General features: G+C 44.4%; 14 protein-coding genes and 2 tRNA genes. 10 read left to right on the forward strand and 6 right to left on the reverse strand.

Features of this window, described 5'->3' with window-relative positions; all coding sequences use genetic code 11:
• Positions 1-24: 24 nt before the first annotated feature.
• Both L5L77_RS12735 and L5L77_RS12740 read left to right on the forward strand, forming a co-directional pair.
• Positions 25-258, forward strand: coding sequence for a hypothetical protein (locus tag L5L77_RS12735; protein WP_263185816.1), 234 nt, complete (start codon positions 25-27; stop codon positions 256-258).
• Between the two features lie 241 nt (positions 259-499).
• Positions 500-700, forward strand: coding sequence for a CPXCG motif-containing cysteine-rich protein (locus tag L5L77_RS12740; protein ID WP_028759934.1), 201 nt, complete (start codon positions 500-502; stop codon positions 698-700).
• Positions 701-734: 34 nt separating this feature from the next.
• Here the strand turns inward: L5L77_RS12740 and L5L77_RS12745 are convergent, their stop codons facing one another.
• On the reverse strand, positions 735-1,358 hold the full coding sequence (locus L5L77_RS12745) for a riboflavin synthase subunit alpha (RefSeq protein ID WP_259524411.1): 624 nt from the start codon (positions 1,356-1,358) through the stop codon (positions 735-737).
• 33 nt (positions 1,359-1,391) lie between these two features.
• On the opposite strand from L5L77_RS12745, the gene L5L77_RS12750 reads away from it, so the two are divergent.
• From L5L77_RS12750 to L5L77_RS12760, 3 genes are all read left to right on the forward strand, one after another.
• The gene (locus tag L5L77_RS12750) at positions 1,392-2,771 is read left to right on the forward strand and encodes an MATE family efflux transporter (RefSeq protein WP_263185817.1); all 1,380 of its coding nucleotides are present in this window, start codon (positions 1,392-1,394) and stop codon (positions 2,769-2,771) included.
• Positions 2,772-3,021: 250 nt separating this feature from the next.
• Positions 3,022-3,098 (forward strand) — tRNA-Val (locus tag L5L77_RS12755).
• Positions 3,099-3,136: 38 nt separating this feature from the next.
• Positions 3,137-3,213, forward strand: a tRNA-Val gene (locus L5L77_RS12760).
• Positions 3,214-3,833: 620 nt separating this feature from the next.
• Here L5L77_RS12760 and L5L77_RS12765 read toward each other — a convergent pair.
• Complete coding sequence (locus L5L77_RS12765) at positions 3,834-4,751, reverse strand: SMP-30/gluconolactonase/LRE family protein (RefSeq protein WP_263185818.1); 918 nt, start codon at positions 4,749-4,751, stop codon at positions 3,834-3,836.
• A gap of 162 nt (positions 4,752-4,913) precedes the next feature.
• Positions 4,914-8,345 (reverse strand): LamG-like jellyroll fold domain-containing protein, encoded by a 3,432-nt coding sequence (locus L5L77_RS12770; protein ID WP_263222868.1) that lies wholly within the window; start codon positions 8,343-8,345, stop codon positions 4,914-4,916.
• Positions 8,346-8,640: 295 nt separating this feature from the next.
• On the opposite strand from L5L77_RS12770, the gene L5L77_RS12775 reads away from it, so the two are divergent.
• Positions 8,641-11,418, forward strand: coding sequence for a TonB-dependent receptor (locus tag L5L77_RS12775; protein ID WP_263222871.1), 2,778 nt, complete (start codon positions 8,641-8,643; stop codon positions 11,416-11,418).
• A 672-nt stretch (positions 11,419-12,090) separates the two neighbouring features.
• On the opposite strand, the gene L5L77_RS12780 is transcribed toward L5L77_RS12775, so the two are convergent.
• Positions 12,091-13,974, reverse strand: a complete 1,884-nt coding sequence (locus L5L77_RS12780; protein ID WP_263185822.1) for a family 43 glycosylhydrolase — start codon at positions 13,972-13,974, stop codon at positions 12,091-12,093.
• Between the two features lie 2 nt (positions 13,975-13,976).
• Complete coding sequence (locus L5L77_RS12785) at positions 13,977-15,035, reverse strand: arabinan endo-1,5-alpha-L-arabinosidase (RefSeq protein ID WP_263185824.1); 1,059 nt, start codon at positions 15,033-15,035, stop codon at positions 13,977-13,979.
• Positions 15,036-15,247: 212 nt separating this feature from the next.
• Here L5L77_RS12785 and L5L77_RS12790 point away from each other — a divergent pair, with 212 nt between their 5' ends.
• The 3 genes from L5L77_RS12790 (at position 15,248) to L5L77_RS12800 (ending at position 20,337) form a co-directional block, all read left to right on the forward strand.
• Positions 15,248-16,663 carry an MFS transporter gene (locus L5L77_RS12790; protein WP_263185826.1) on the forward strand — a complete coding sequence of 472 codons (1,416 nt, stop codon included), beginning with the start codon at positions 15,248-15,250 and terminating at the stop codon, positions 16,661-16,663.
• Between the two features lie 99 nt (positions 16,664-16,762).
• A complete protein-coding gene (locus tag L5L77_RS12795) occupies positions 16,763-17,710 on the forward strand; it encodes a glycoside hydrolase family 43 protein (protein ID WP_263185828.1) in 948 nt (315 codons plus the stop codon).
• Positions 17,711-17,958: 248 nt separating this feature from the next.
• Positions 17,959-20,337, forward strand: a complete 2,379-nt coding sequence (locus L5L77_RS12800) for a glycoside hydrolase family 127 protein (RefSeq protein WP_263185829.1) — start codon at positions 17,959-17,961, stop codon at positions 20,335-20,337.
• A 224-nt stretch (positions 20,338-20,561) separates the two neighbouring features.
• On the opposite strand, the gene L5L77_RS12805 is transcribed toward L5L77_RS12800, so the two are convergent.
• Positions 20,562-21,512: a GlxA family transcriptional regulator gene (locus tag L5L77_RS12805; protein ID WP_263185830.1), complete on the reverse strand. Its 951-nt coding sequence runs from the start codon at positions 21,510-21,512 to the stop codon at positions 20,562-20,564.
• 135 nt (positions 21,513-21,647) lie between these two features.
• On the opposite strand from L5L77_RS12805, the gene L5L77_RS12810 reads away from it, so the two are divergent.
• A complete protein-coding gene (locus tag L5L77_RS12810) occupies positions 21,648-22,541 on the forward strand; it encodes an MBL fold metallo-hydrolase (protein ID WP_263185831.1) in 894 nt (297 codons plus the stop codon).
• Positions 22,542-22,824: the final 283 nt, after the last annotated feature.

The following is a 22,824-nucleotide window of genomic DNA, read 5'->3' on the forward strand; positions in this document are numbered from 1 at the left end:
TGAAAACATGACAAGGGAGTTGATATGTTGAACTGCATTCTACTGGCTGTAACACTCACGCACACTGCAACCGCTTTACCTGAGCCGCAGGTGAAAATTACAAGCAAACCTTTGATTGATACTCAAGTGTTACTCGTTGATATTAAAAGTGAACTTGAGCAACAGATGCAGCGTTTAACGCTGGATATTACCCAAAATGCCCGCGATGGCGTGTTACACAGCAATGAAATGGAGGAGTTAGTGACGGCAAAGGACTAGTTTTTAGAAGAGATAATGATCCAACAAGAAAATATTTAACCAGAAGGTCTATCATGCTGCGTTTTGAGACCGACTTCATCTAAGTCAGTGCACTGCACTCTGCTGTATACTCAAATGGAAAGCACATAAAGCGCACTCAGGTTTCGAATATCGACAAAGCGCAGACAATATAAGCGTACGAAGTATGAGATGCATTGATTGAGCAGAGCGATTCGCTCTATTGGCGATAAGGAGTTGCACCATGAGAGTCATGAACAAAGTTATTGCTTGTCCCCACTGCGGGCACCATCAAGATATCAGTATCGATGCCAGCTGTGGAGACCAAGATTATTACGATGACTGCCGAATTTGTTGTAATCCGATTCACTTACGCTTACACATCGATGAATCGAGACGGACGGTTGAGTTGTATATCGATTCAGACGACGAGCAAATCTATTAAACAAGATTGCACTAAAGGCTGCGATGTCACGAAACTAACGGGCTTGTTCGTTAAAACGTCTGGCCAGCACACGCTCGACTGTGTCGACGATAACTTGCGTTTGGCTGTCGATCTCAATATTGAGTTCATCACCCACTTTATACTGACTTAAATTGGTCAGTTTTAAAGTTTCAGGAATTAAGTGCAACTTAAAGCCGGAGTCACTCACCTCGCCTACCGTTAAGCTGCAGCCGTTAACGCCAACAAAACCTTTATAAAAAATGTAATCCATCCATTTAGGCTCAATGCCCAGTGTCAGATCATAATGCTGTTCTGTATGGCTAATATCAACGATTTTAGCCTTGGTATGAATATGGCCAGAGAGAATGTGGCCACCAATCTCACTACCAAAAGTTAACGAGCGCTCAACATTAACGCTTTGACCTATAGACAAATTAGCCAGATTCGTCAGTCGCAAGGTCTCTTCCACTACGTCGAAAAATACCCTATCATCGACTACCTGAGTCACAGTAAGACATACCCCGTTATTTGCCACACTTGCACCAATCGCAAGTCCCTCATGCAAATCAGGTTCGAACGCTACCTCAAGGGTATTTAGGCCATCTTTCTTATGTATTGCAACCACCTCGCAGGTGGCTTGAACTATACCTGTAAACATTTTCTGCTCGCTTAATCGTTAAAGGCTGTATTTATGAATAATTCAGGCTATCAAGCCAAACGTTTAATCCAATTGGCGCTGCCAGTACTGATAGCTCAGGTCACTCAGACCATGATGGGCTTTATTGATACTGTTATGGCGGGCCGTGTTAGTGCTGTCGATATGGCCGCCGTCGCAGTCGGCACTAGCCTTTGGTTACCCGCTATTCTGTTCGTCCAAGGTTTGCTGATGGCTTTTACGCCTTTATTTGCCCACTATAATGGCGCGAATAATCAAAAAGCCATCCAACCTTTGGCCTTTCAAGGTGCCTATCTTGCCATTATAGGCGGCATTGGTGTGATGGTTTTCCTTGCATCAGCCCCCTTTGTGCTTGGCCACATGGACTTGGAGCCTGAATTATACCGCTTAACCATAGGATATCTCGACGGTATTTTATGGGGCGCGCCCGCATTTGTGCTTTATCAAGTACTACGTGGCTGCAGTGAAGGTATATCCTATACCTTACCGACCATGGTCATTGGTTTTGTTGGCCTAGCCGTAAATATCCCCGCTAACTATATTTTTATTTATGGACACTTTGGCATACCGGCAATGGGCGGCGCAGGCTGTGGTATCGCCACTGCCCTCGTATTCTGGGCCATGCTAGTTGCCATGACCATTTACATGCAGTTGCATAAAAAATTCGCGGCTTTAGCTCCCTTCAGTAAATTTCATCGCCCAGACTTTGAAACGATGAAGAAAATGACCAAACTCGGCATGCCAATAGCAATGGCGCTGTTTTTTGAAGTGAGTTTATTTGCCATCATAGCGCTGTTACTCGCGCCACTTGGCGCAACAGTGGTCGCAAGTCACCAGATTGCGCTCAACTTTTCTGCCATCGTATTTATGCTGCCGTTATCTATCGGTATCGCGGTATCGATTCGGATTGGTTATTACTTAGGCCGTGATCGCGCTGATATTTCCGCGGTGGTCACTAAAGTGGGCTTATGGCTGGCACTATCCCTTGCTCTAACGACAGCGGTTTTGACCGTCTTATTTAGATTCCAAATTGCGAAACTTTATAATGGTGATCCTGAAGTGGTTGCCTTAGCCGGCAGCTTGATGTTGATGGCAGCCCTGTATCAATTATCTGATTCAGTTCAAGTGGTCGCAGCGGGTGCTCTTCGCGGTTATAAAGATACACGCAGCGCCTTTTATATCACGCTGTTTTCCTACTGGGGGATTGGTATGTCACTCGGTTATACCTTAGCTTATACGGACCATATCGTTCCCGCGATGGGCGCCCATGGATTCTGGGCAGGATTGATTGCGGGCTTGACCTCAGCAGCGCTGTTATTTTTCATTCGTCTGCGTTACATCCAAAAGCATGGCGTGCATTTGAGCCTTATTGAAGGTGACAGTGTTCACCATTGATTGCATTAATGGCGAGCGACAGTGCTCGCCTTTTGGTTTATCAGTTTGATTTCGATGCATTCTCTGAAGTAAAGCGAATAAAAAATTGCGGTTTTATCGGCGGCATTGTTGAAACACTGGGCAAGTTGCACAGCAATTCACCATTTGACGACAAATTTGTTTTTTTTGCTTGCCAGCCCTGCGCTATGCCCCTAATATAGCGCTCGTTCCAAGGCGCAACGCTTTTGAATAGCTTGTTAAATTTTGCGATGCACGCGTAGCTCAGTTGGTTAGAGCACTACCTTGACATGGTAGGGGTCGGTGGTTCGAGTCCACTCGGGTGTACCACTCTCTTCAAAGAGTATAAATTTTGAAATTCAAACAGTGCACCCGTAGCTCAGTTGGTTAGAGCACTACCTTGACATGGTAGGGGTCGGTGGTTCGAGTCCACTCGGGTGTACCATTTCTTACTTTAACTCCCTTTAACTCCCTTTAACTCCCTTTAACTCCCTTTAAAACCTCAATTTAATATTGTCTTACCTTAAGACGCTCTGTTTATATTTGTGACAAATAAAAAATTTTCGTGCCTAAACTAGGTGTTTTGCAGAAATATTCAAACACACCCTGCCCCCTCTGATCTGCCTAACTATGCCTCGATTGCTTAACCCACATCTATCACTGTTACCCCCCAATTAGCCATTTTTCTAAATTTGTGCCCGTTTCGTGCCAAACATGTTGGCACAAGATGTTTTTTATGTTTTTGACACTGACCACTACCAAGATAGGCACACCGCTGTTGATTGTAATAGCCGTAAAGATAATAGTCGCCTCCGTAGAAACGAGTCTTAAGTGTCTTAGTTCAATCGATTTAGGAATATTATACGCCGAGATACAACAGCTAGAATCATCACTACAGGTATTTATACAACGGACTCTTACATTATCGCTAGGCACTTAAACTTTACATGCTGTACAAAAAGTGGTTTTAGTGGTTTTAGTGGTTTGTTGGTTGAGACATTGGTAGCCCATCTACTATTCACCTAGGAAGTGGCTAAATGTGTTTAGGGATTGAAGACTTGCTCATTATTTTCTAAATTTCGCTAATGGACTGTTCAGTCCCTTTATGCCGACTAACGGATAAATAAATACATCACCTGCCTGGGACTCTTTTGATAATTGTTCAGCACTTAAAGAATGCTTTGCGCTGGTGATGATAAGCCAGTCCATGTTTGGCCCACCTATGGAGATACTGGTTGGATTGGTAACGGGTAATGTCAGTGTAAGATCGACTTGGCCGTTGGGACGATAACGAACCACTTGACCGCCACCCCATTGAGCGTTCCAAATATATCCAGCGGCATCGACTTCAGAACCATCAGGGAAAATCATTTGGCCTGTTGTGACAAATGATCGTTTATTGCTGACTGATGCTGTGTTTGGATCAAAATCATATTGAAATATTTCATGTTTTGGTGAGTCGGCATGGTACATAGTCAGTCCATCTGGACTCCAGCAGAGCCCATTTGAAATGCTGATGTTCTCGCACACTTTTAAGCATTGGCCTTGATGGTCTATGCAGTAGAGTGCCGCATCACTGCTTGGATAAGAGCCATTTTCAACCATAGTTTCAACCATCGTACCGGCCCAGAAGCGCCCCTGCCTGTCGACTCGACCGTCGTTGAATCTATTATTCGTAAGGTGTGATTCTGGCGTAGCAAGCCATTGTACTTCATTATTTTTTAAATGGTATAACGCTATACCACGGTCAAACGCGACTATCAGTTGTTCTGCATTTTGCGTTAGACCAAATGAACCGACTCGATACGGCATGGCAATAGTTCGAAGACTTTGAGTCGTAATTGAGTAATTGAGTATCTCAGCAGCTTCAATGTCAGTCCACCAAATGGATTGGGTTTTATCATCCCAAAGCACGCCTTCCCCTAGAATATTACCTACGGAAATGGTCATCAGTAATTTGTCAACACCAACAATATTGTTCATAAAATCACTCATTTGGGATGAGGTATTATCTTTCAACAAATAAACATTTATAGCAATGCTACCAAAGAGAATGAGAAGTAAGAACTGTGTAAATACTGTAAATAAAAAAGCACCCTTTCGGATGCTTTCGTGATAAGCGTCAATAGCTTGGGTGTTGCTTGCCTATTGATTGGATTCGCCAAACAGATCTTGCACGTCTTGCTCGGTTATCGCTTCGTCATAGAACTTGATTTCATCGACAGAACCGGTGAAAGGTGTATCCCAGAAGTTAACGCCGACCGCAAATTTTGTGGTGGGTACAGAGAAAACGTTCGGGAAGTTGGCGCCAGTAAACAGTAAGTTACCATTGATGTAGACCTTCACATCCCCACCATTAACCGTGTACACCATGTGTGACCAAGTCTCTTTTGGCATAGTAAAGCCAGTTCTACCGTCATACCAAGCTTCACCAGACCATAATACCGCATGTTCATAGTCGTTTTGTCCGCCAGGTAATACGCTGGTCCAGCTTGAAGCACTGGCATAACTAAAGAGCGCACTGGTGTATTTGTTCAAGACTTTAGGATTCAGCCACAAAGAGACTGAATAGCTATTGTCTTTGATCAGGTTGTTTGGCAGTTCAATACCCGATTTTCCGTCAAATACTGCCGCTTTGCCCACAGCACCATCAGCGTAAGCAATGGTTCCACCAGTTGTACCAATTAAGTTACCCACCACAGTGCCAGCACCAAAGTGAGCAGTGCTGTCCGTTAGGTTATCTTCAAAGCTATAGACAGCTACAGGTGTTGGTGGCGCCATTGACTTCACATTTGCTGTGAACACTTTGGTTTGAGTGGCTTGTCCCAGCTTTATGGTTGCCGTCAAGGTCACCACTTTATCGATTTCCTCACGACCAGGTTGAGTCACACCGCCAGTGGTATTAATGATAGTCGGATCTGAAGATACCCAAGTTATTGCTGCCGCATAAGGACCCGTGACAGGTAAATGCAAATCTTCACGTACTGATGATAAATCGCCTAAATCGAGGATATCCACTGCAGATGCTAGTAATTCGCTGTCTGGTAATTTATCAATATCCAAAGCTTTGACTTCACCTGCAGTCAATGCCGCTTCATATACTTTAAGTTCATCAATCAAACCGTTATAGGGTAGATCCCAGTAGTTAACCCCAAGCCCAAAGACGCCCTGTTGGCCGCTGAAATAATCGCTGAGATTGCCGCGACTGAATTTTTCAACACCGTTGATAAAGACACGTACCAGCCCATTGCTCACCGAAAACGCGACATGTGACCAAGTATTTTCAGGTATGCGCTCACCGGTAACGCCATCAAACCAGGCACTGCCGTTACTCCAAAACATGGTATTGCCATCCCAGCCTTGGGGCAGCATGCTGATCCAAGTGTTAGAGAACTTACCGCCATCGGCTGCGGTTTCCTCATTGACTGCACCAAAAAATGCCGTTGAAAACCCAGTGATGACTGTCGGATTGGCCCAGAATGAGACAGTGTACTCATAGCTTGAAATGATCCCTGTAGGCAGTAACACGCCGTGGGTGCCATCGAGTGCCAGTGCTTCTCCTTCAAGTCCCATGCTATAACTAACTGAATCAGCAGGTTTAAATATTCTATCACCTGTAGGTTGACCAGCTGCAAACAGCCCTAATGAGTCTGTCAGGTTGTTCTCGAAACTGTACTGCGCGATACGGTTATAGGTTTTTCTCGCAAACACAGTCACTTGATACGTCTTCGAGACTTTTTTACCGTTAATCATAATAGTGGCGGTCAAAGTTACTACCTTGTCACCTTCCCCTACATTGGGGAGAACCACTGTGCCGTCGGGGTGAATTACAGTAGCATCGCTTGATGTCCACTCTATTATCGCACCGCGTGTACCGCGCGTTGGTAGCGCAATCACACCATCCGTCGCTTCACTGACAACATCTATGCTGTTGCCTATGTCGGTTAATAGTTGTTCTGAGGTCTTATCGAGCAGTTTTGAGCCCCAAACGGAGACGCCCTCATTTGACAATGCGCTGAAGGTGGGTACCAATTTAGCGAGGGTCTCATCCCACTGCCATGCGAGAGTACCTTCGAATGTACCCAAATTATCAAGGGTTAACGTGATTCTGTTCGGTTCGTTATCGTATAAACGATATTTACCCGTGACTTCCCCTTTCACCAGACGACTCTCAGTCAGTGTGAGGTAAACGGATGTCTTTGGTGAAGTGTTGGTATCTTTTTCAAAATTAATAAAGCGATAGTCACCGACGAGATCGAGTGAATCGACAACATTATCACCGTCAATTGGCGCATAACGATGTGGTGATACCACTAACCAACCATCTGCATTGATAAACATCTCATGAACACGTACAGAGTGTTGCTCATCGCGGTTAGGGAAACGAGTATGAGTAACGAGAAAATATTTACCTGTATTTTTATCAAAATAGGCTGAGTTATGGCCTGGTGATAAATAACCCTGAGTGCTTCCCGTATCGCCTTTCTCCGCAACAAATTCGAAACCACCGAGTATCTTATTACCATGTTCTTCAGGATTTTTATAAACTTGAGTCATGTCAAAACCACTGGCATCGACATAGGGGCCGTCAGGATTTTCAGAGCGGGAAACGCGAATGTTATAACCACCATTGGCTGCAAAGCCACCAATAGAAGTAAACAAATAGTAATAGTTAGTATCAGGGCTATAGAGAATGTATGACCCCTCATTAGCCGCAAATTCACCACCGGTTAGCCGCTTACCATAGCCTTGATTCGGGAATGGTTTTGCTGTGGTCTCATCTATTTTTAAGATCCAGATCCCACCGAAGTAAGATCCATAGGTCATCCACAGTTGTCCATCTTTGTCATAGAAAACAGCGGGGTCAATGGTATTTGGCATAGTGCCACCGTTATAGGCGGTTACACCATCAGGTCCTAAACCTTGAGTAATCTCATCCGCCGTTAAGCCTGAGCGCAAAAATACACCTTTATCGACATATGGGCCTTCTATCGCGTCAGCTACGGCAACGCCGATAAAAGATCGTGGGGCATTACAGACAGGTGTTGGATAGACAGGGTCATCTGGATTATTACAAAAATCGTAATAGAAATAATACTTTCCATCTTTAAGCTTGATAACATCCGGCGCCCACGAGCCTTGAACTTTATCGCCAGTCCATTTAAAAGCGGCCGCCATTTCGCTCGAAACTGTATTAAATAATGGATTTTGATCTGTGGGTGCATTTGCAATGCGTGTGATGGTGACAGGATTATTATCATCATCGAGAACCGGTTCGCCATTGGCATCAAGTACTGGCTCAATACGAGTCAAATATTGCCAGTTCATCAGATCCGTTGATTTAGCCGCAGCTAAATGTGAACCAAAAACGTAATAGGTATCGTCAGCTTTAATGATTGACGGATCATGCACTGCAAGATCATTAAAATCTAACATTTCCTGCTTGATTGTCGGATCCGGTAATTGTTGGTTCTCTGGAACCATATTGGGAGGTAATGAACCAGAATCCCCATCGCCGCCACATCCCCCAAGAATGATGATCCCCGTCATAGCAAGCATCAATTTACTCAATTTCATATAGTCATCTCCCCCATTAATATTTATGTACTTAATTTTAAAGTGCTTTTAAAGAGTTCTATGTTTTTAGGTTGATCACTTTTAACCCATGCCCTATGGGAGATGATCACGACAATCACAATTCATCATACAATAGTATGTTTGTAAACAGCAAAGATATCTTTTAACAAGAAACTGACAAATTAGGTGTTGACAGGTTATTAGTCATACAATAGCATCATTATAATTAACATAACAAAATATCTACCAAAAATTAAACAAACTTATGAAATAACTGCACTTGGGGAGCTCTTTCATGTTTACACGTTCACTGCTCAGCATAGCGATAGCCTCATCAATATCTTTGATGTGCCAAAACGCTTATGCAGAAGAAGAAGAAGAAGAAAAAAAAGTTGATGAGATAGAAGTGATTCAGGTTACTGGCATTCGTGATTCGTTAACGAAGGCTATCGAGCTGAAGCGACAGAACGTTCAAATTGTTGATTCCATCATTGCGGAAGATATTGGTAAGTTTCCCGATAATAACGTGGTTGAGGCCCTGCAAAGGGTTACAGGCGTTCAAGTGACTGGTCGAGGCGGCGGAGAAGTGAGTGGAGTCACTATCCGTGGTCTAGGTGATGTATCTACCACGATTAATGGTCGTCAAATTTTTACTTCAACGGGTCGTTCTGTGGCATTAGCGGATATTCCCGCCTCACTACTGAACAGTGTTGACGTGTATAAAACGCGTTCTGCCAACCTGATTGAAGGCGGCATCGCGGGTCAAATTGACATAAAAACCCAGCGGCCCTTCAACTTCTCTGGGGAGAAGATTGTCGTTGCCGCCCGTAGTATCTACAGTGATGCAACCGAAAAAGTTGATCCTAATTTCAGTATTCTTGCCAGTGATCGTTGGGATACCAGTTCTGGTGAATTTGGCGCCTTGATTAATGCTTCGTACGCCGAAAGTAATTATCGCGATCAAAATATTTGGGTTGGTTCATCTGATCCTTATCGTGCCGATAATTTTGAACGTATTAACTCCGCATTTGTGAATCGTGGTGAAGCACTATCAACAACACCGGGCTCAACGCTCAATGTTAACGGGGTTGATACTGAGTATGTGTTGCTGCGCGATGCGATGGGCTTAACCGATTATACTGGTACCCGCAAACGCCCTGCCGTTAACTTATCGCTACAATGGCAGCCTAATGCCACTTCAGAGTATCTCTTTGAAGCTTTCTATAACGGTTATCGCAATGAAGATTTCAACTCGCTGCTGTTTTCATTTGTTAATGGTAACAGTCACTTCAGAAACCCAGAATTCTACGACAATACGAATGTGGTGAAGAAGAATTACATCAATAACGCAGCCTTGTTTACCAGCGGTGATGGTTCTACGGGCGAGACTGATAGCTATGTTTATGCATTAGGGGGTAAATGGGATATTGGTGACGACTTAAGATTACGATCCGAAATCAATTACCAAACCAGTCAATACACCCGATCTTTTGTGGCAATGCAAACCAATGCAATACGCAATCAGTTAGCAGTAGATTTTAACTACAATGGCACAGGTAATCCCGCCTTTGCGTATTTAGATGATCCTAGCACAACCGATATTAATGAAGGCAGTTTGACCAACGCTGCCGACTTCAATATGGGCAGTTTGTTTGACAATAGCGGTAAAGATGAAGGCGATGCGATATCGTGGAACTTAGATGGCGACTATGCCATTGAACTAGGTCTATTTGACACGATCGATTTAGGTGTGCGTTATGATAAACGTACCGCCAAATCGAAATCGAAAGATCAAAGCAGTGGTAGCTGCTCTATCAATGGTTCAAATTGTCGTTTAACGGATATTACTGGCTTATCAACAACCACGGAACCTGGCTTTTATGACGGTCAAGCCTATGTGCCAAGCAACTGGTTGTCAGCTGACGGCGGTTATTTATTGGATAATGTAGGGCAGATGCGTGAATACTATGGCCTAGCTGTCAATGGCGGTGGTTATTTAGATTCGCGTTCTTTTGATATTGAAGAACAAACCATGGCGGCCTACCTGCAAACGAACTACAGCACTGAGCTCTTTGGTTTGCCTTTAGATGGTCAGATAGGTGTACGTGTGGTTAACAGCAGTACCGATTTGGCTTTTAATGAATCGGCGGCGAGTAAAGTTACACAATCTACAGACTCTACCGATGTGCTGCCAAGCTTTATGGCACGTTACTATTTAACGGATGACCTGTTATTACGTTTCTCTTACGGAAAAACAATCAGTCGCCCAGCTTTTGGTGATTTAAACCCTACCATGACACTGACACCTCCAAATGCTGGCACAGAGGCTGAGTTTGGTTATGCATCGAGCGGTAACCCTGATTTAAAACCGGTTGAATCGCAGAACTACGATCTGTCATTAGAATATTATTTTGCGCCAAGTAGCAGCTTATATGGCGTGCTGTTTAAGCGTGAAGTCGATGGTTTTGTCTACACCACGAGTCGCAACATTGAAGTGACAGACAATTCTAATCCAGAGTACAACGCTAAATACGTACTCACACAACCTTCCAACGCGGGTAAAGGTAGCTTAGATGGTTTAGAGCTTGGATTTACCTACTTCCCCGATGAACTGCCTAATTGGTTGCAAGGTATTGGCATACAAACCAGTTACACCTACATAGATGGCAAAACCAAAGATCCGATCTTTGCCGCTGATACTGATGGCGGTGCGGGCGAGCTTATTGGTTATGAAACTAAGCCGTTAGTCGGTGTCTCTAAAAACTCATACAGCGTGGTATTAGCCTATGAAAAAGAAGAATATTCTGCACGCTTGTCCTATGTGTACCGTGACAAGTTCCTAACGGGTTATAACTTCTGCTGTTCAATGCCAACGGGGATTTACAGCGACTCAGAAGCGAACATGGACTTTCAATTTAGCTGGGATGTTACCCCTGACTGGGTACTTACCTTCGATGCTACTAACTTAACCGGTGAAGAGTTCCACTCTGCTTATACTGACTTTAACTTGTATAACAGTGGTTCATCTTTGTATAGCCGCACCTTTGCGATTGGTACGCGTTACTCTTTCTAAGCCTGATGCTTCAGCCATGACAGAAATCAAAAAGCTAATCAATTGATTAGCTTTTTCTTTTGGTCATCCACATGATGGCCTACTATCACGACATGCATCAACGATGCAGCTAAATCAGTTATTGGTTAACTTTCATAGATCGACTTTACTAAGTGGTCTGGGCAGGACTTACCCTAACTCGTTGAGACACCAGTGGGAATCTAAGTGACAGCTTATGAGCTTTGAAAGCCTCAAGCGATTTTGCTACTGTTGGCACCCTCACACTTCTCGAATACGACTTATGCCCTCTTCATGGTTTTCATTTAATGTGATCCCCGCTGACATGTTTGCCCTACTCACCCTTAGCGCCGCATTTACCTCTTTGTTACGGCCTGTTTTGGCATTGGTGGCGCAACCTTTGCCATGTTGATGTCACTGCAGCACGGAGTTAAAATTGCGGTGTTTGAAGGCATGGGGGTGTCGCTAGCGGATTGGTGGCCGCTTTTAGCATTGTGCTTACTTTGCGGCCATTCGATTAGTTTGGCAGGCGATGAGTAAGTGGTAGAGGTATAAAAAAGCAGTAACTGTTAAACAGTTACTGCACAGCGCTGAGCAACATAGGCTCAACCAAGATGTCGTTAAGCGACCTCAAATCAAACGACATTTCAAGCACTCGTTACAAACTATTTGTTGCTATTTCACCTCTCTGAAATAGAACTGCTGCGAAATGGTATTTTTCCAGACATCCTCAACGATATTATCGCCATTGGCATAGGACTCGCCTGCCACTTTCATCGATGAACCGCCCTTACGCGATACGACACGCAGTGAACCATTTGGCATAAACTCAGTTCGCCATTCACTGTCCGCCTGCTCGCAACCACCCAGTTGTAAGTTGCCATCAACACTCACTAAGCATTGGGCTTGTTTGTTCGCCGTTAGCTGCTTCGATTGCAGGCGGTAATAACCATCAGTGGTGGATGTTGCTTGCCATTGCTGGCAGGCATTGGCGGTATATTCATGTTGAACCACATTGGCATTGGCTTTAACGTCGCATTGTTGCGCCGACACCACTCGTCCACTGTGGGCATTTACAATCGCTAAATGAGATACCGGTTCAATCCGCCAGTCAGTACAATCGCTGACGCGGTTTTCACCAGTAACCACAGCTGCGCCCTTTTGGGTACTGCAATTGGCGGCTTGTAGATTTTGAATAGAACGCTCATTGGCAAAACGGAACCAGCCATCATGACTGGCATCCACTGACCAACGCTGACAACGAGAGGCGACCCAAGGCGCAGCATTCACGCCCAATGCTTCACTGTCTTGGCAATTTTCTTGGGTGAGAAAAGTGCCTTCGGCCACGTTAGCAAATCGATAAAGCCCGTCATTGGTGGGATCAATCACCCAAGTACTGGCTTTATCGTCACAACGGCTAACGCTGACATCGCCCTTGGCATTAGTGATGAGGCACTGGTCAGTATCATGGTTAACAATGCGGTATTTTACCCCTTCAACTTTGGCTTTCAATGGCCCAAACTCGCCACTAGGAACGCGTAAGGGTTGCTTATCTGCCATTGGCTCACCAAAGTGAGGCAGGCCTTTGTCATCCCACTTAAAGGGTTGGGCTCTAGCGGAACGTGTGCCACTGCAGCCATCTGTGGGTGAAGAGTTGCCGTGGTAAACCAACCAATCTTCACTGCCGTCGGGGGAGGTAAAGAATCCGTGATGTCCAGGACCATAAACCCCATTGGCTTTACTGAAAAAAGGCTTGTCGTATTTAGTCCACGCTGCGGGATCCATAGGATCGGCGCCCGTGAGCTCGACCACGCCAAGTGAGTAATCTTCTGTATTACAAAAACTTGCCGAATGCACAAGGAAGGTGCGCCCTTGGTGCTGAATGATTTCTGGTCCTTCGTTAACGTTTAGACCGGACTTTTCCCACGCATAAATAGGCTGAGTGATCACCTTATGCTCGCCTTCAACGGTCCAGGGATTGCTCATTTTAGCGATTAAATTGACTTGATCTTTACCGTGCCACTCAGACCAGAGGAAATACAACTGTCCCTTATATTCCAAATAACTGCCGTCGATATTCCAATGATCCGGCATAGGCGTACCTTTATAGGTGTATGGCCCCATGGGATCGCTGCCTTCACTTTCAAGGATATGATTGCGCTGACCGTCGAAGTTTTCTGCAACGCCTGAGGTATAAATGACATACCAGCGTAGACCATCGACGGTTTGCATCGGATGGAATTCAAATGCCCAAAAATTACAGCAACGGGATTTATCTGTACCAGTCCAAATATTGTGCGCGGGAGCATCGGCAAGCCCGGCAATCGTGGGCGATTTGCGCATCACTAATTCAGAAGTCCACGTTGTCGTGGTCAGATAATAGTTACCATTAAAGTATTCAAGCCAAGGATCTGCGCCATTTCTAAACAAAGGGTTGGCAAACGTTTCGCTGGTGATGCGGTTATCGTCCGTTGATATGGGCGATGCTTGAACCATACCTGCCCCCAAGCAGGATGACAGCGCCATTACGGCGACTAATTTAGTCAGAGAATGAGTCATTGTTATTTATTTCCTACTGAGTCAACTAATACACTTTGATATTGGGTGAGCGCGTTAGGGTCGACCACTGGCCAACCTTGGTTCCATGTCAGTTCAGCAATTTTGAGTTTTTGTAAGCCATTATCGACGGATTCGTAGGCGTGAAAGACTAAATAATCTTTTCCATCAAATTGATACACGCTGTTGTGCCCCAATCCTGGCCATGCCTTAGTACCGTTAAGCAACACGGAGCCGCCACCTTGAGCCATGTCTTTACCGGCTTTATCAAGATAAGGGCCCGTCACTGATTTCGAGCGGCCAACCGCTAAATGATAGGTACTGTCGTCACCACGGCAGCAAAGACCGTAGGAGACAAATAAATAGTAAAAATCCGCTTTTTTATAAATAAACGGGGCTTCAATTTGCGCTGGGCCGGGTTCGGTTTCTGCTAGCAGTGCAGGACGTGCTAGCTTGGCTAAGGTATGCCACTCCTGCGGCTCGGCAATCGAGATAAAGTCACTATTGAGTTTAACGAGCTTCAACCCTTGCCAGAATGAACCGAAACTCATCCAAGGCGTGCCTTGTTCATCGACAATAATATTCGGGTCAATGGCATTCCACGCATCGCGGTCGGGAATAGACTGCAACACCATGCCCTTATCAAGCCACTGATAATTTTTTGATTGTTTATCAAGAGTTTTATTGACGGTTACACCAATCGCGGAGGTATTTTTACCAAAGGCCGAGACAGAGTAATAAAGGTAAAAACTGCCGTTATGCTCAATGATATCCGGCGCCCATAGGTGACCATTAAAACCCGGTGCAACACTGCGGGCCCATGTGGGCTCAGTGTCGAATACCCTGCCCGCTAATGCCCAGTGCACTTTATCCTTTGAAGAATAATAAGTAATGCCAGGGCCTGTACTAAACAGATAATAGTTCCCCGCTTCTTGCGCCATTACCGGATCATGAATACTCACCTGTTTTGCGCTTACGTTACCGACAGTGCCAAGAAGGCCGAGCAGCAAGGCACAGTTGAGCCGCTTAAGGTGTTTTTTAGATGAAACATATAGTGGTGGCATCAATTCTCCTTAATGAAACAAGATCCAAATATAACAAAATAGCTATTATGCTATTGTATGATGATTAAGGTTATCATACTATCAAGACAAATAAGTAACAATCCAACATGGGAAAATTAACAGTTAGAGAATGTATTAACATGGGGAATACGGTATAACGTGTTGCTGATACATTAACTCACTGTTTATAAAAAATATAATAAGGATTTCTGATGAGTTCTCATAAACTGTCGGTCATTGAAAAGATCGGATACGGCTCTGGGGATATGGCCGTAAACGTGGTGATGTCTTCAATGATGTTAATTATTACCTTCTTTTATACTGACATCTTTGGCCTAAAACCTGCTGATGTGGGGATTTTGTTTTTGCTGGTTCGTTTAATCGATGCCATTACCGATCCACTCATGGGCATTATTAACGATAAAGTAACCACACGTTGGGGTCGTTATCGCCCTTACTTCCTGTTTATGGCGGTGCCGTTTGGACTGTCAGTCTTTTTAACCTTTAGTACACCGGACTGGGACTACAACGCCAAACTGATTTGGGCTTATTCCACTTATATTCTGGTGACGATTATTTTCACTACAGTCACTATTCCTTATATTTCCATTATTAGCGTATTAACAGACAACCCCAAAGAGCGCTTATCCGCCAATGGCTATCGACTGTTCTTCGCTAAAATTGCCGCTTTTTTAGTGACTATTATTGTGCCTATGCTGGCAGCATCTTGGGGCGGTGATAACCTTGCTGCTGGCTATCAAAAGGCCATGGGGGTAATGGCATTAATGGCAACATTGTTGTTTTTATTCTGTTTCTTTACCACTAAAGAGCGTGTGGCCTACAAAGTAGAAACTAAGCCTATTGGTACACAATTGAAGTTGCTATTAAAGAACGATCAATGGTTAGTGCTGTGTTCTATCTGCGTGATAGGCACAGTCGGTTACGTTATTCGCGGCTCAGTTGCCGCCTATTACGCGACATATTACCTCGGTGGCGACGCCAAAATGCTGTCGGCATTTCTCTCAACCGGTGTTGGCGCCGCGATTCTGGCGATGGTGGCCTCAACCTGGATCACTAAGCGTTACTGTAAGCTTAAGCTGTTCCGCTATAGCCAACTCATCGTTGGTATTTTAAGTGTACTGATGTTCTTTACCGTGCAGCCAGGCGATATCGTACTTGCCTTTGTGCTCTATTTTGCCATCTCCTTTGTGGTGGATTTACATGCTCCTGTCTTTTGGTCAGTGATTTCTGAATCGGTCGATTACGGCACGGTTAAAACAGGTCATAGGGTTTCGGGTTTAGCTTTTGGTGGGATCTCATTCGCCCAAAAAGCGGGTATGGGCGCCGCAGGTTTTGTAGTGGGCATGTTACTGACTTACTTCAACTATCAACCAGGGCAAGTACAAAGCAGTTTCACCCTGACAGGGATTTCCTTGATGTTAACTGTCATTCCTGGTGCTTTCCACGCGCTGATGGGGTTGTTGATGTTTAAGTACAAAATATCTGACCGTGTTTATGAAGATATCAAGCAAGCACTACCCGATATGGAAATTCTTAATGAAGAGGCCACGCCTAAGCCTAAGCACACAACTCAAGGCGGTAATGGCGATCCAAAAGTCTCGGTGTAGCGGTGTTGATTCAATGATAGATCTGCTATTTGGATCAGTGATGTTAATTTTTCAAGTTCATTTTTTGTAATCCGGTTTTGGAATAGTTTGGAGTAAAAGATGTTAAAGCTCAGCCCTTTAATTGAACAACGTGCCGACCCTTTTATTTATAAGTACACGGATGGTTTTTATTATTTCACCGCGTCAGTGCCGCAGTACGACCGCATTGAATTACGCAGAGCGACCACGATTGCAGGACTTGCCGATGCGACTCCGGTTGATGTGTGGCATAAACCGGATACGGGTGCATATTCTGACTTAGTATGGGCGCCAGAAATCCATTTTAATCAAGGTGCTTGGTATCTCTATGTTGCAATTGCGCCGAGCCGAGAAATTAAAGATGCGCTGTTTCAACATCGCATGTATGTGCTGCGTTGTAATGATGCCAACCCACTGACGGGCGAATGGCAGTTCCTTGGTCAGCTCGATACCGGTATCGACACTTTCTGCCTCGATGCAACAACCTTTGAACACAATGGTCAGCTGTACTATGTGTGGGCACAAAAGGCCCCAGACATCCAAGGCAATAGCAATCTTTACATTGCCAAAATGGACACACCAGACAAGATAAACTCAACGCCTGTCATGTTAACCAAGCCTGAATATCCATGGGAGATCAAAGGCTTTTGGGTTAACGAAGGTCCGTCCGTGCTAAAACGTCATGGCAAAATCTTTATCACCTATTCCGCCAGTGCTACCGATGAAAATTATTGCATGGGTTTACTGTCTATTGATGAGAATGCCGATTTACTCGATGCAACTCAATGGCATAAAGCATCAGAACCTGTGATGACAAGTTGTTATGAGCACGGTGTTTACGGTGCGGGACATAACAGTTTTACCTTAGCGGAAGATGGTGAAACCGATCTATTGATATACCACGCGCGCACCTACACTGAAATTGAAGGCGACCCGTTATGGGATCCTAACCGCCATACCTATGTGAAGGCATTACGTTGGGATGATGTGGGTATGCCAGTATTTGGTAAACCTTCTATTCAGGAATAGAGCGTTCTTGCATTTAAAGCTGCTGACCTAAAACCTTTAGCTTATGCCCTTAGCTCAAGCTCTTATTTTAAGTTCTGAGTTTAAAGCCCCTTCTATTTGGGGCTTTTTATTAGCGATATTTTTTGTGGTGCAAGTGTCCGCATTACGCAAATGTTTGTGAGACTGCAAGTCTATTATTGCCCACTGTTCTAAACCGAATAGCTAGTGTGAGATGAGTTTTACGTGCCTAAACTTTAAAGGGATCTGATATGAAATCCGCATTATTCTTAAGCCTCTGTTTATTCACACCACTCGGCTTTGCAGCACCAAGTGCTATCCCACTTAATGATGTGCGTATTACCGCCGGCCCTTTTCTGCATGCCCAGCAAACCGACTTGCACTACATCATGTCGATGGATCCCGAACGGTTATTAGCGCCCTATCGTAAGGATGCAGGCATAGCGACCACAGCTGAAAATTATCCTAATTGGGAAGATACGGGTTTAGATGGTCATATCGGCGGACATTATCTTTCAGCGCTTGCGCTGATGTACGCGGCGACGGGCGATGAAGCCGTATTAGCACGACTCAATTACATGGTGGCCGAGTTAGAAAAGTGTCAGCAAGCCCATGGCAATGGTTATCTTGGCGGTGTGCCCAATAGCCGTCTGCTATGGCAGCAAATCGAGCAAGGTAAGATAGAGGCTGATTTATTCACCCTCAACCAAGCTTGGGCGCCTTGGTACAATGTCCATAAAGTGTTTGCAGGCTTAAGGGATGCCTATCTGTACACCAATAATCCAACCGCGAAAAAAATGCTGGTGAATTTCGCCGATTGGATGCTGCATTTAAGCAATAAGCTGGGTGATGAACAGTTGCAACTGATGCTGCGTACCGAATATGGCGGCTTAAACGAAACCTTAGCCGATGTTTACGCCATCACAGGGCAAAATAAATACTTAGCTCTAGCTAAACGCTATACCGATCAATCCTTGCTGCAGCCACTGTTACACCACAAAGACAAACTCACGGGTTTACATGCTAATACGCAAATTCCGAAAATCGTCGGCGTCGCCCGCATTGCAGAGTTAAGTAATAACAAGGTTTGGTTAGACAGTGCCGATTTCTTCTGGCAGCAAGTCGTGCATAAGCGCACGGCATCCATTGGCGGTAACAGTGTGCGGGAGCATTTTCATCCCAGTGACGATTTCAGCAGCATGTTGGAATCGGCCGAAGGGCCCGAAACCTGTAACACCTACAACATGCTAAAACTGTCTAAGCTACTCTATGAAAACAAGCTACTCGATGAAAATAAAGCCGATTTAGCTTATATCGAGTACTACGAGCGCGCCCTTTATAATCACATTTTGTCGTCTCAACACCCTGATAACGGTGGACTTGTGTACTTTACGCCTATGAGGCCCGATCATTACCGCGTCTATTCCTCTGCCCAGCAAAGTATGTGGTGTTGTGTCGGTTCTGGGATTGAAAATCACGCTAAGTATGGCGAACTCATTTACGCCAGCGAGGGTGATGAGTTTTATGTGAATCTGTTTGTCGACTCCGAGGTACATTGGCAGAAAAAAGGTATCACCGTTACGCAGAAAACCTTGTTCCCTGATGCTAATACCTCAGAAATAACCTTAGACAAAGATGCGCAGTTTGCCCTTAATGTGCGATATCCACAGTGGGTGCAACATAATGATTTAACGCTGAGTATTAATAGTCAAGCGCAAAAGTTTAACGCCGTTGCAGGCCAGTACATCAAGATCAAACGTCAGTGGCATAAGGGCGATAAGATCAGCATCACCTTACCCATGACTGTGACGTTAGAACAAATACCCGATAAAAGCTCTTATTACTCAGTCCTGTATGGGCCGATTGTTCTGGCGGCCAAAACACAGCCGATTGCCAATGAATCCTTAAACTTTATCGGTGATAGTAGCCGCATGGGCCACATTGCCAAAGGCCCTATGTGTGAACCCGACCAAGCGCCGATTTTTATTAGCGATGGCACCACATTTTTGCAGCAGATCACCCGCTTGCCGTTCAGTGAACTTAAGTTTTCTACCGGCAAGGCGCGGATGAATCAGACTAAATCCTTAGAGCTGATCCCCTTCTTTCGCCTCCACGACAGTCGTTACACGGTTTATTTTGGGCAAAGTGCGCCTAATGAGTGGCAACAGCGACAGCAAGCCCTGAGTATGAAATCTCAATTTGAAGCTAAGCTTGCGGCGCAGACGCTCGATTTAGTCTTGCCCGGTGAGCAACAACCTGAAGCCGATCATTTCTTTAAGGCATCTAAGAGTGAAACTGGACTCAATGGCACCCGCCATTGGCGCCACGCCCACGATTGGTTTAGTTATCAGTTGAATGCAAAGGGAGAAACTGCACCGCTGTTAAGGCTCACCTACTTCGGCTTAGATACAGGCCGAGAGTTTGAGATCCACATTAACGGTAAGTTACTCGCAGCCGTGACATTGAGCGGGGAAAAAGGCGCAGACTTTTATAGCCAAGACTACCCTATTCCCGCCGAAATGCTGAGCGCCCCCACTCAGCCCTTTACCGTTAAGTTTGTCGCTAAAGCTGGCTCGATTGCAGGTGGTTTATATGAAGTAAGATTACTGAAGTCCACTGAACATCTGTAATAATGTGAGAGTAATAAAGTCTATTTCACAAATCGTTACAGTGAATCAGACTTGCCTAGTCTGGTTCACGGGCTGAACCCAATCATTTCACGTTAGCTTTTGGCTAACGTGTTTTTGCCCAAAACGGGGTTTCGATAAATAGTGTGCTTGTAAAAATCGAACACTCAGTAAAATCGGCGTTTATAGTTTATTTTAGAGTTGCTTCCAACATAGCCCTAACATCGTTAGTTTCCCGCAAACGTTTTACGCCAAGCACTTGGGCTAACTTGAAAACGTTGATTAAAATGTTGCCTGAATGACGTTGCGGTTTGAAAACCCATCATTTCAGATACCTTTTCGATAGAAAGTGACGTACTTTCAAGAAGTTCAATGCTTCGTTGTAGACGAGCGTTAATAAGCCATTTCCCAAATGACATACCGGTAGCATTGTTGAAATGTCGAGTAAAGGTACGGCGACTCATAAATAATCGCTCTGCTAAATCTGCAATGGAATGTTGTTTGTCGAGGTTTTCACGTAAATAATCCAGTAACCGATTGATCTCAGCATCTTGAGTTGATTTTGGGATAGGTTGTGCAATAAATTGCGCCTGACCTCCTTCTCGGTGTGGTGGTACAACTAAGATACGTGCAACTTTATTCGCTATTTTTGTCCCATAGAAAGACCTCAAAATATACAAGCAACAGTCTAAAGCCGCAGCAGTACCAGCAGATGTGACTATATGGTCACTCTCAACATAAAGTGCATTTGTATTTAGCTTTATATTTGGGAAGCGAACGGTAAAATCGTCCTCTGCCATCCAGTGAGTCGCCGCCTCTTTTTCATCTAATAGTCCTGAGTAAGCTAACGCATAAGCGCCATAGCAAAGCCCTACTACCATTGCCCCTCTCTCATGGGCTCGAACCAGTGCTTTAGATAAATTAGGTGCTGGTGCACTGTTTAACTCATGCCATCCAGGAATGATAACGATATCAGCCAATTCCAATAACTCTAGCCCACCATCTGGTTGTATCGTTATCCAATTATCCGCATGTTGTTGCTCACCATCAACTGACACAATTTTTAAATCAAAAATAGGTTTGCCATCTGGCATCATCGAAAACACGGCTTGAGGTACCGCAACATTGAACGCACTGAAATGGGGGTAGAGAACTAAAGCTACTGTTGGTGTTTGCATATGCAAAGTGCTCACTTGTAAACGTTATATCACTATTTGGCCTAATTGTTTCGAAGTTTGTCATTTGGGTCAATGTTTATACTCATAAGTACCAAGGATAATGGCTACATTAATCAACAGCCAAAGAGATACACTATGAAAAGCAAAGCTATCAGTACACTACTCACCTTAGGGTTTGCATCTATCATTAATAGTACCAATGCATTAGCCGAATCGGTTCCAGTTCTGCATGCAGAATCACAACAGGTACACTTTCAGCATATCCGAAATGCAACATCAAAAATTACATATGGTAATACCACATTTTTGATCGACCCTATGTTGTCAAAGAAAGATACCTATCCAGGCTTTGCAGGTACTTACCGTAGTGAAATACGCATACCGATGGTCGATTTACCCATGAAAGCTAAAACTGTAATTGACAATGTAGATGCCGTTATTGTTACTCACACACATCTTGATCATTGGGACGATATGGCACAAAGTTTACTACCTAAATCAATACCTTTATTTGTGCAAAATGAAGAAGATGCAAAGACTATTCGTGCTCAAGGCTTTAAAGATGTGCGTGTGTTAGGTTTTAAAACTAAGTTCAATGATATTAGTTTAACCAAAACAGGTGGGCAGCATGGAACGGATGAAATGTATGCAATCCCAGAATTAGCTAAGGCACTAGGCGAGGCTATGGGAGTTGTGTTAGAGGCGGACAATTACGACACTGTTTATTTTGTTGGTGATACTATTTGGCGCGATGAAGTAGAAGATACGTTACGTCAATTTAAGCCTGAAGTCGTTGTTCTTAACACGGGTGATGCACGAATGGAAAGCCTTAAAGGTTCAATTATCATGGGTAAAGAAGATACAGTTCGTGCCATTAAACACGCACCTCAGGCTAACATCATTGCTGTACATATGGACACTGTTAACCATGCGGCATTGACTCGTAAAGAATTAAGGGAATTTGTGCAAGAAGAAGGGATTGAAAATCATATATTAATCCCTGAAGATGGCGAATTTTTGAAGTTGTAATATAGCTTCTTGATTAATTAGTTGTGGGTGAGGAATAAACGGGATAAGTGAGTACTCGAAGTAGCGAGTGAATCACTCTACGGTAGTCTGATTCACTCGCTAGCATGAATGTAATATTATGGATTTCAATCTTTAAAACAGTGGCCAAATTTTGTTGGTCACTACATAGGTGAGTGGATACCATGGCAAGCCTGTATGAGTTAAACACAAAAATTCTAATATCTGCATCAGTCTGTGCTCACTCAAGGCTATTTTAACTCCGATTATTACTGCTTATGCCGCT

This window comes from Shewanella sp. SM29 (genome assembly GCF_025654245.1).
In the GTDB taxonomy this organism is placed as follows: Bacteria; Pseudomonadota; Gammaproteobacteria; order Enterobacterales; family Shewanellaceae; genus Shewanella; species Shewanella oncorhynchi.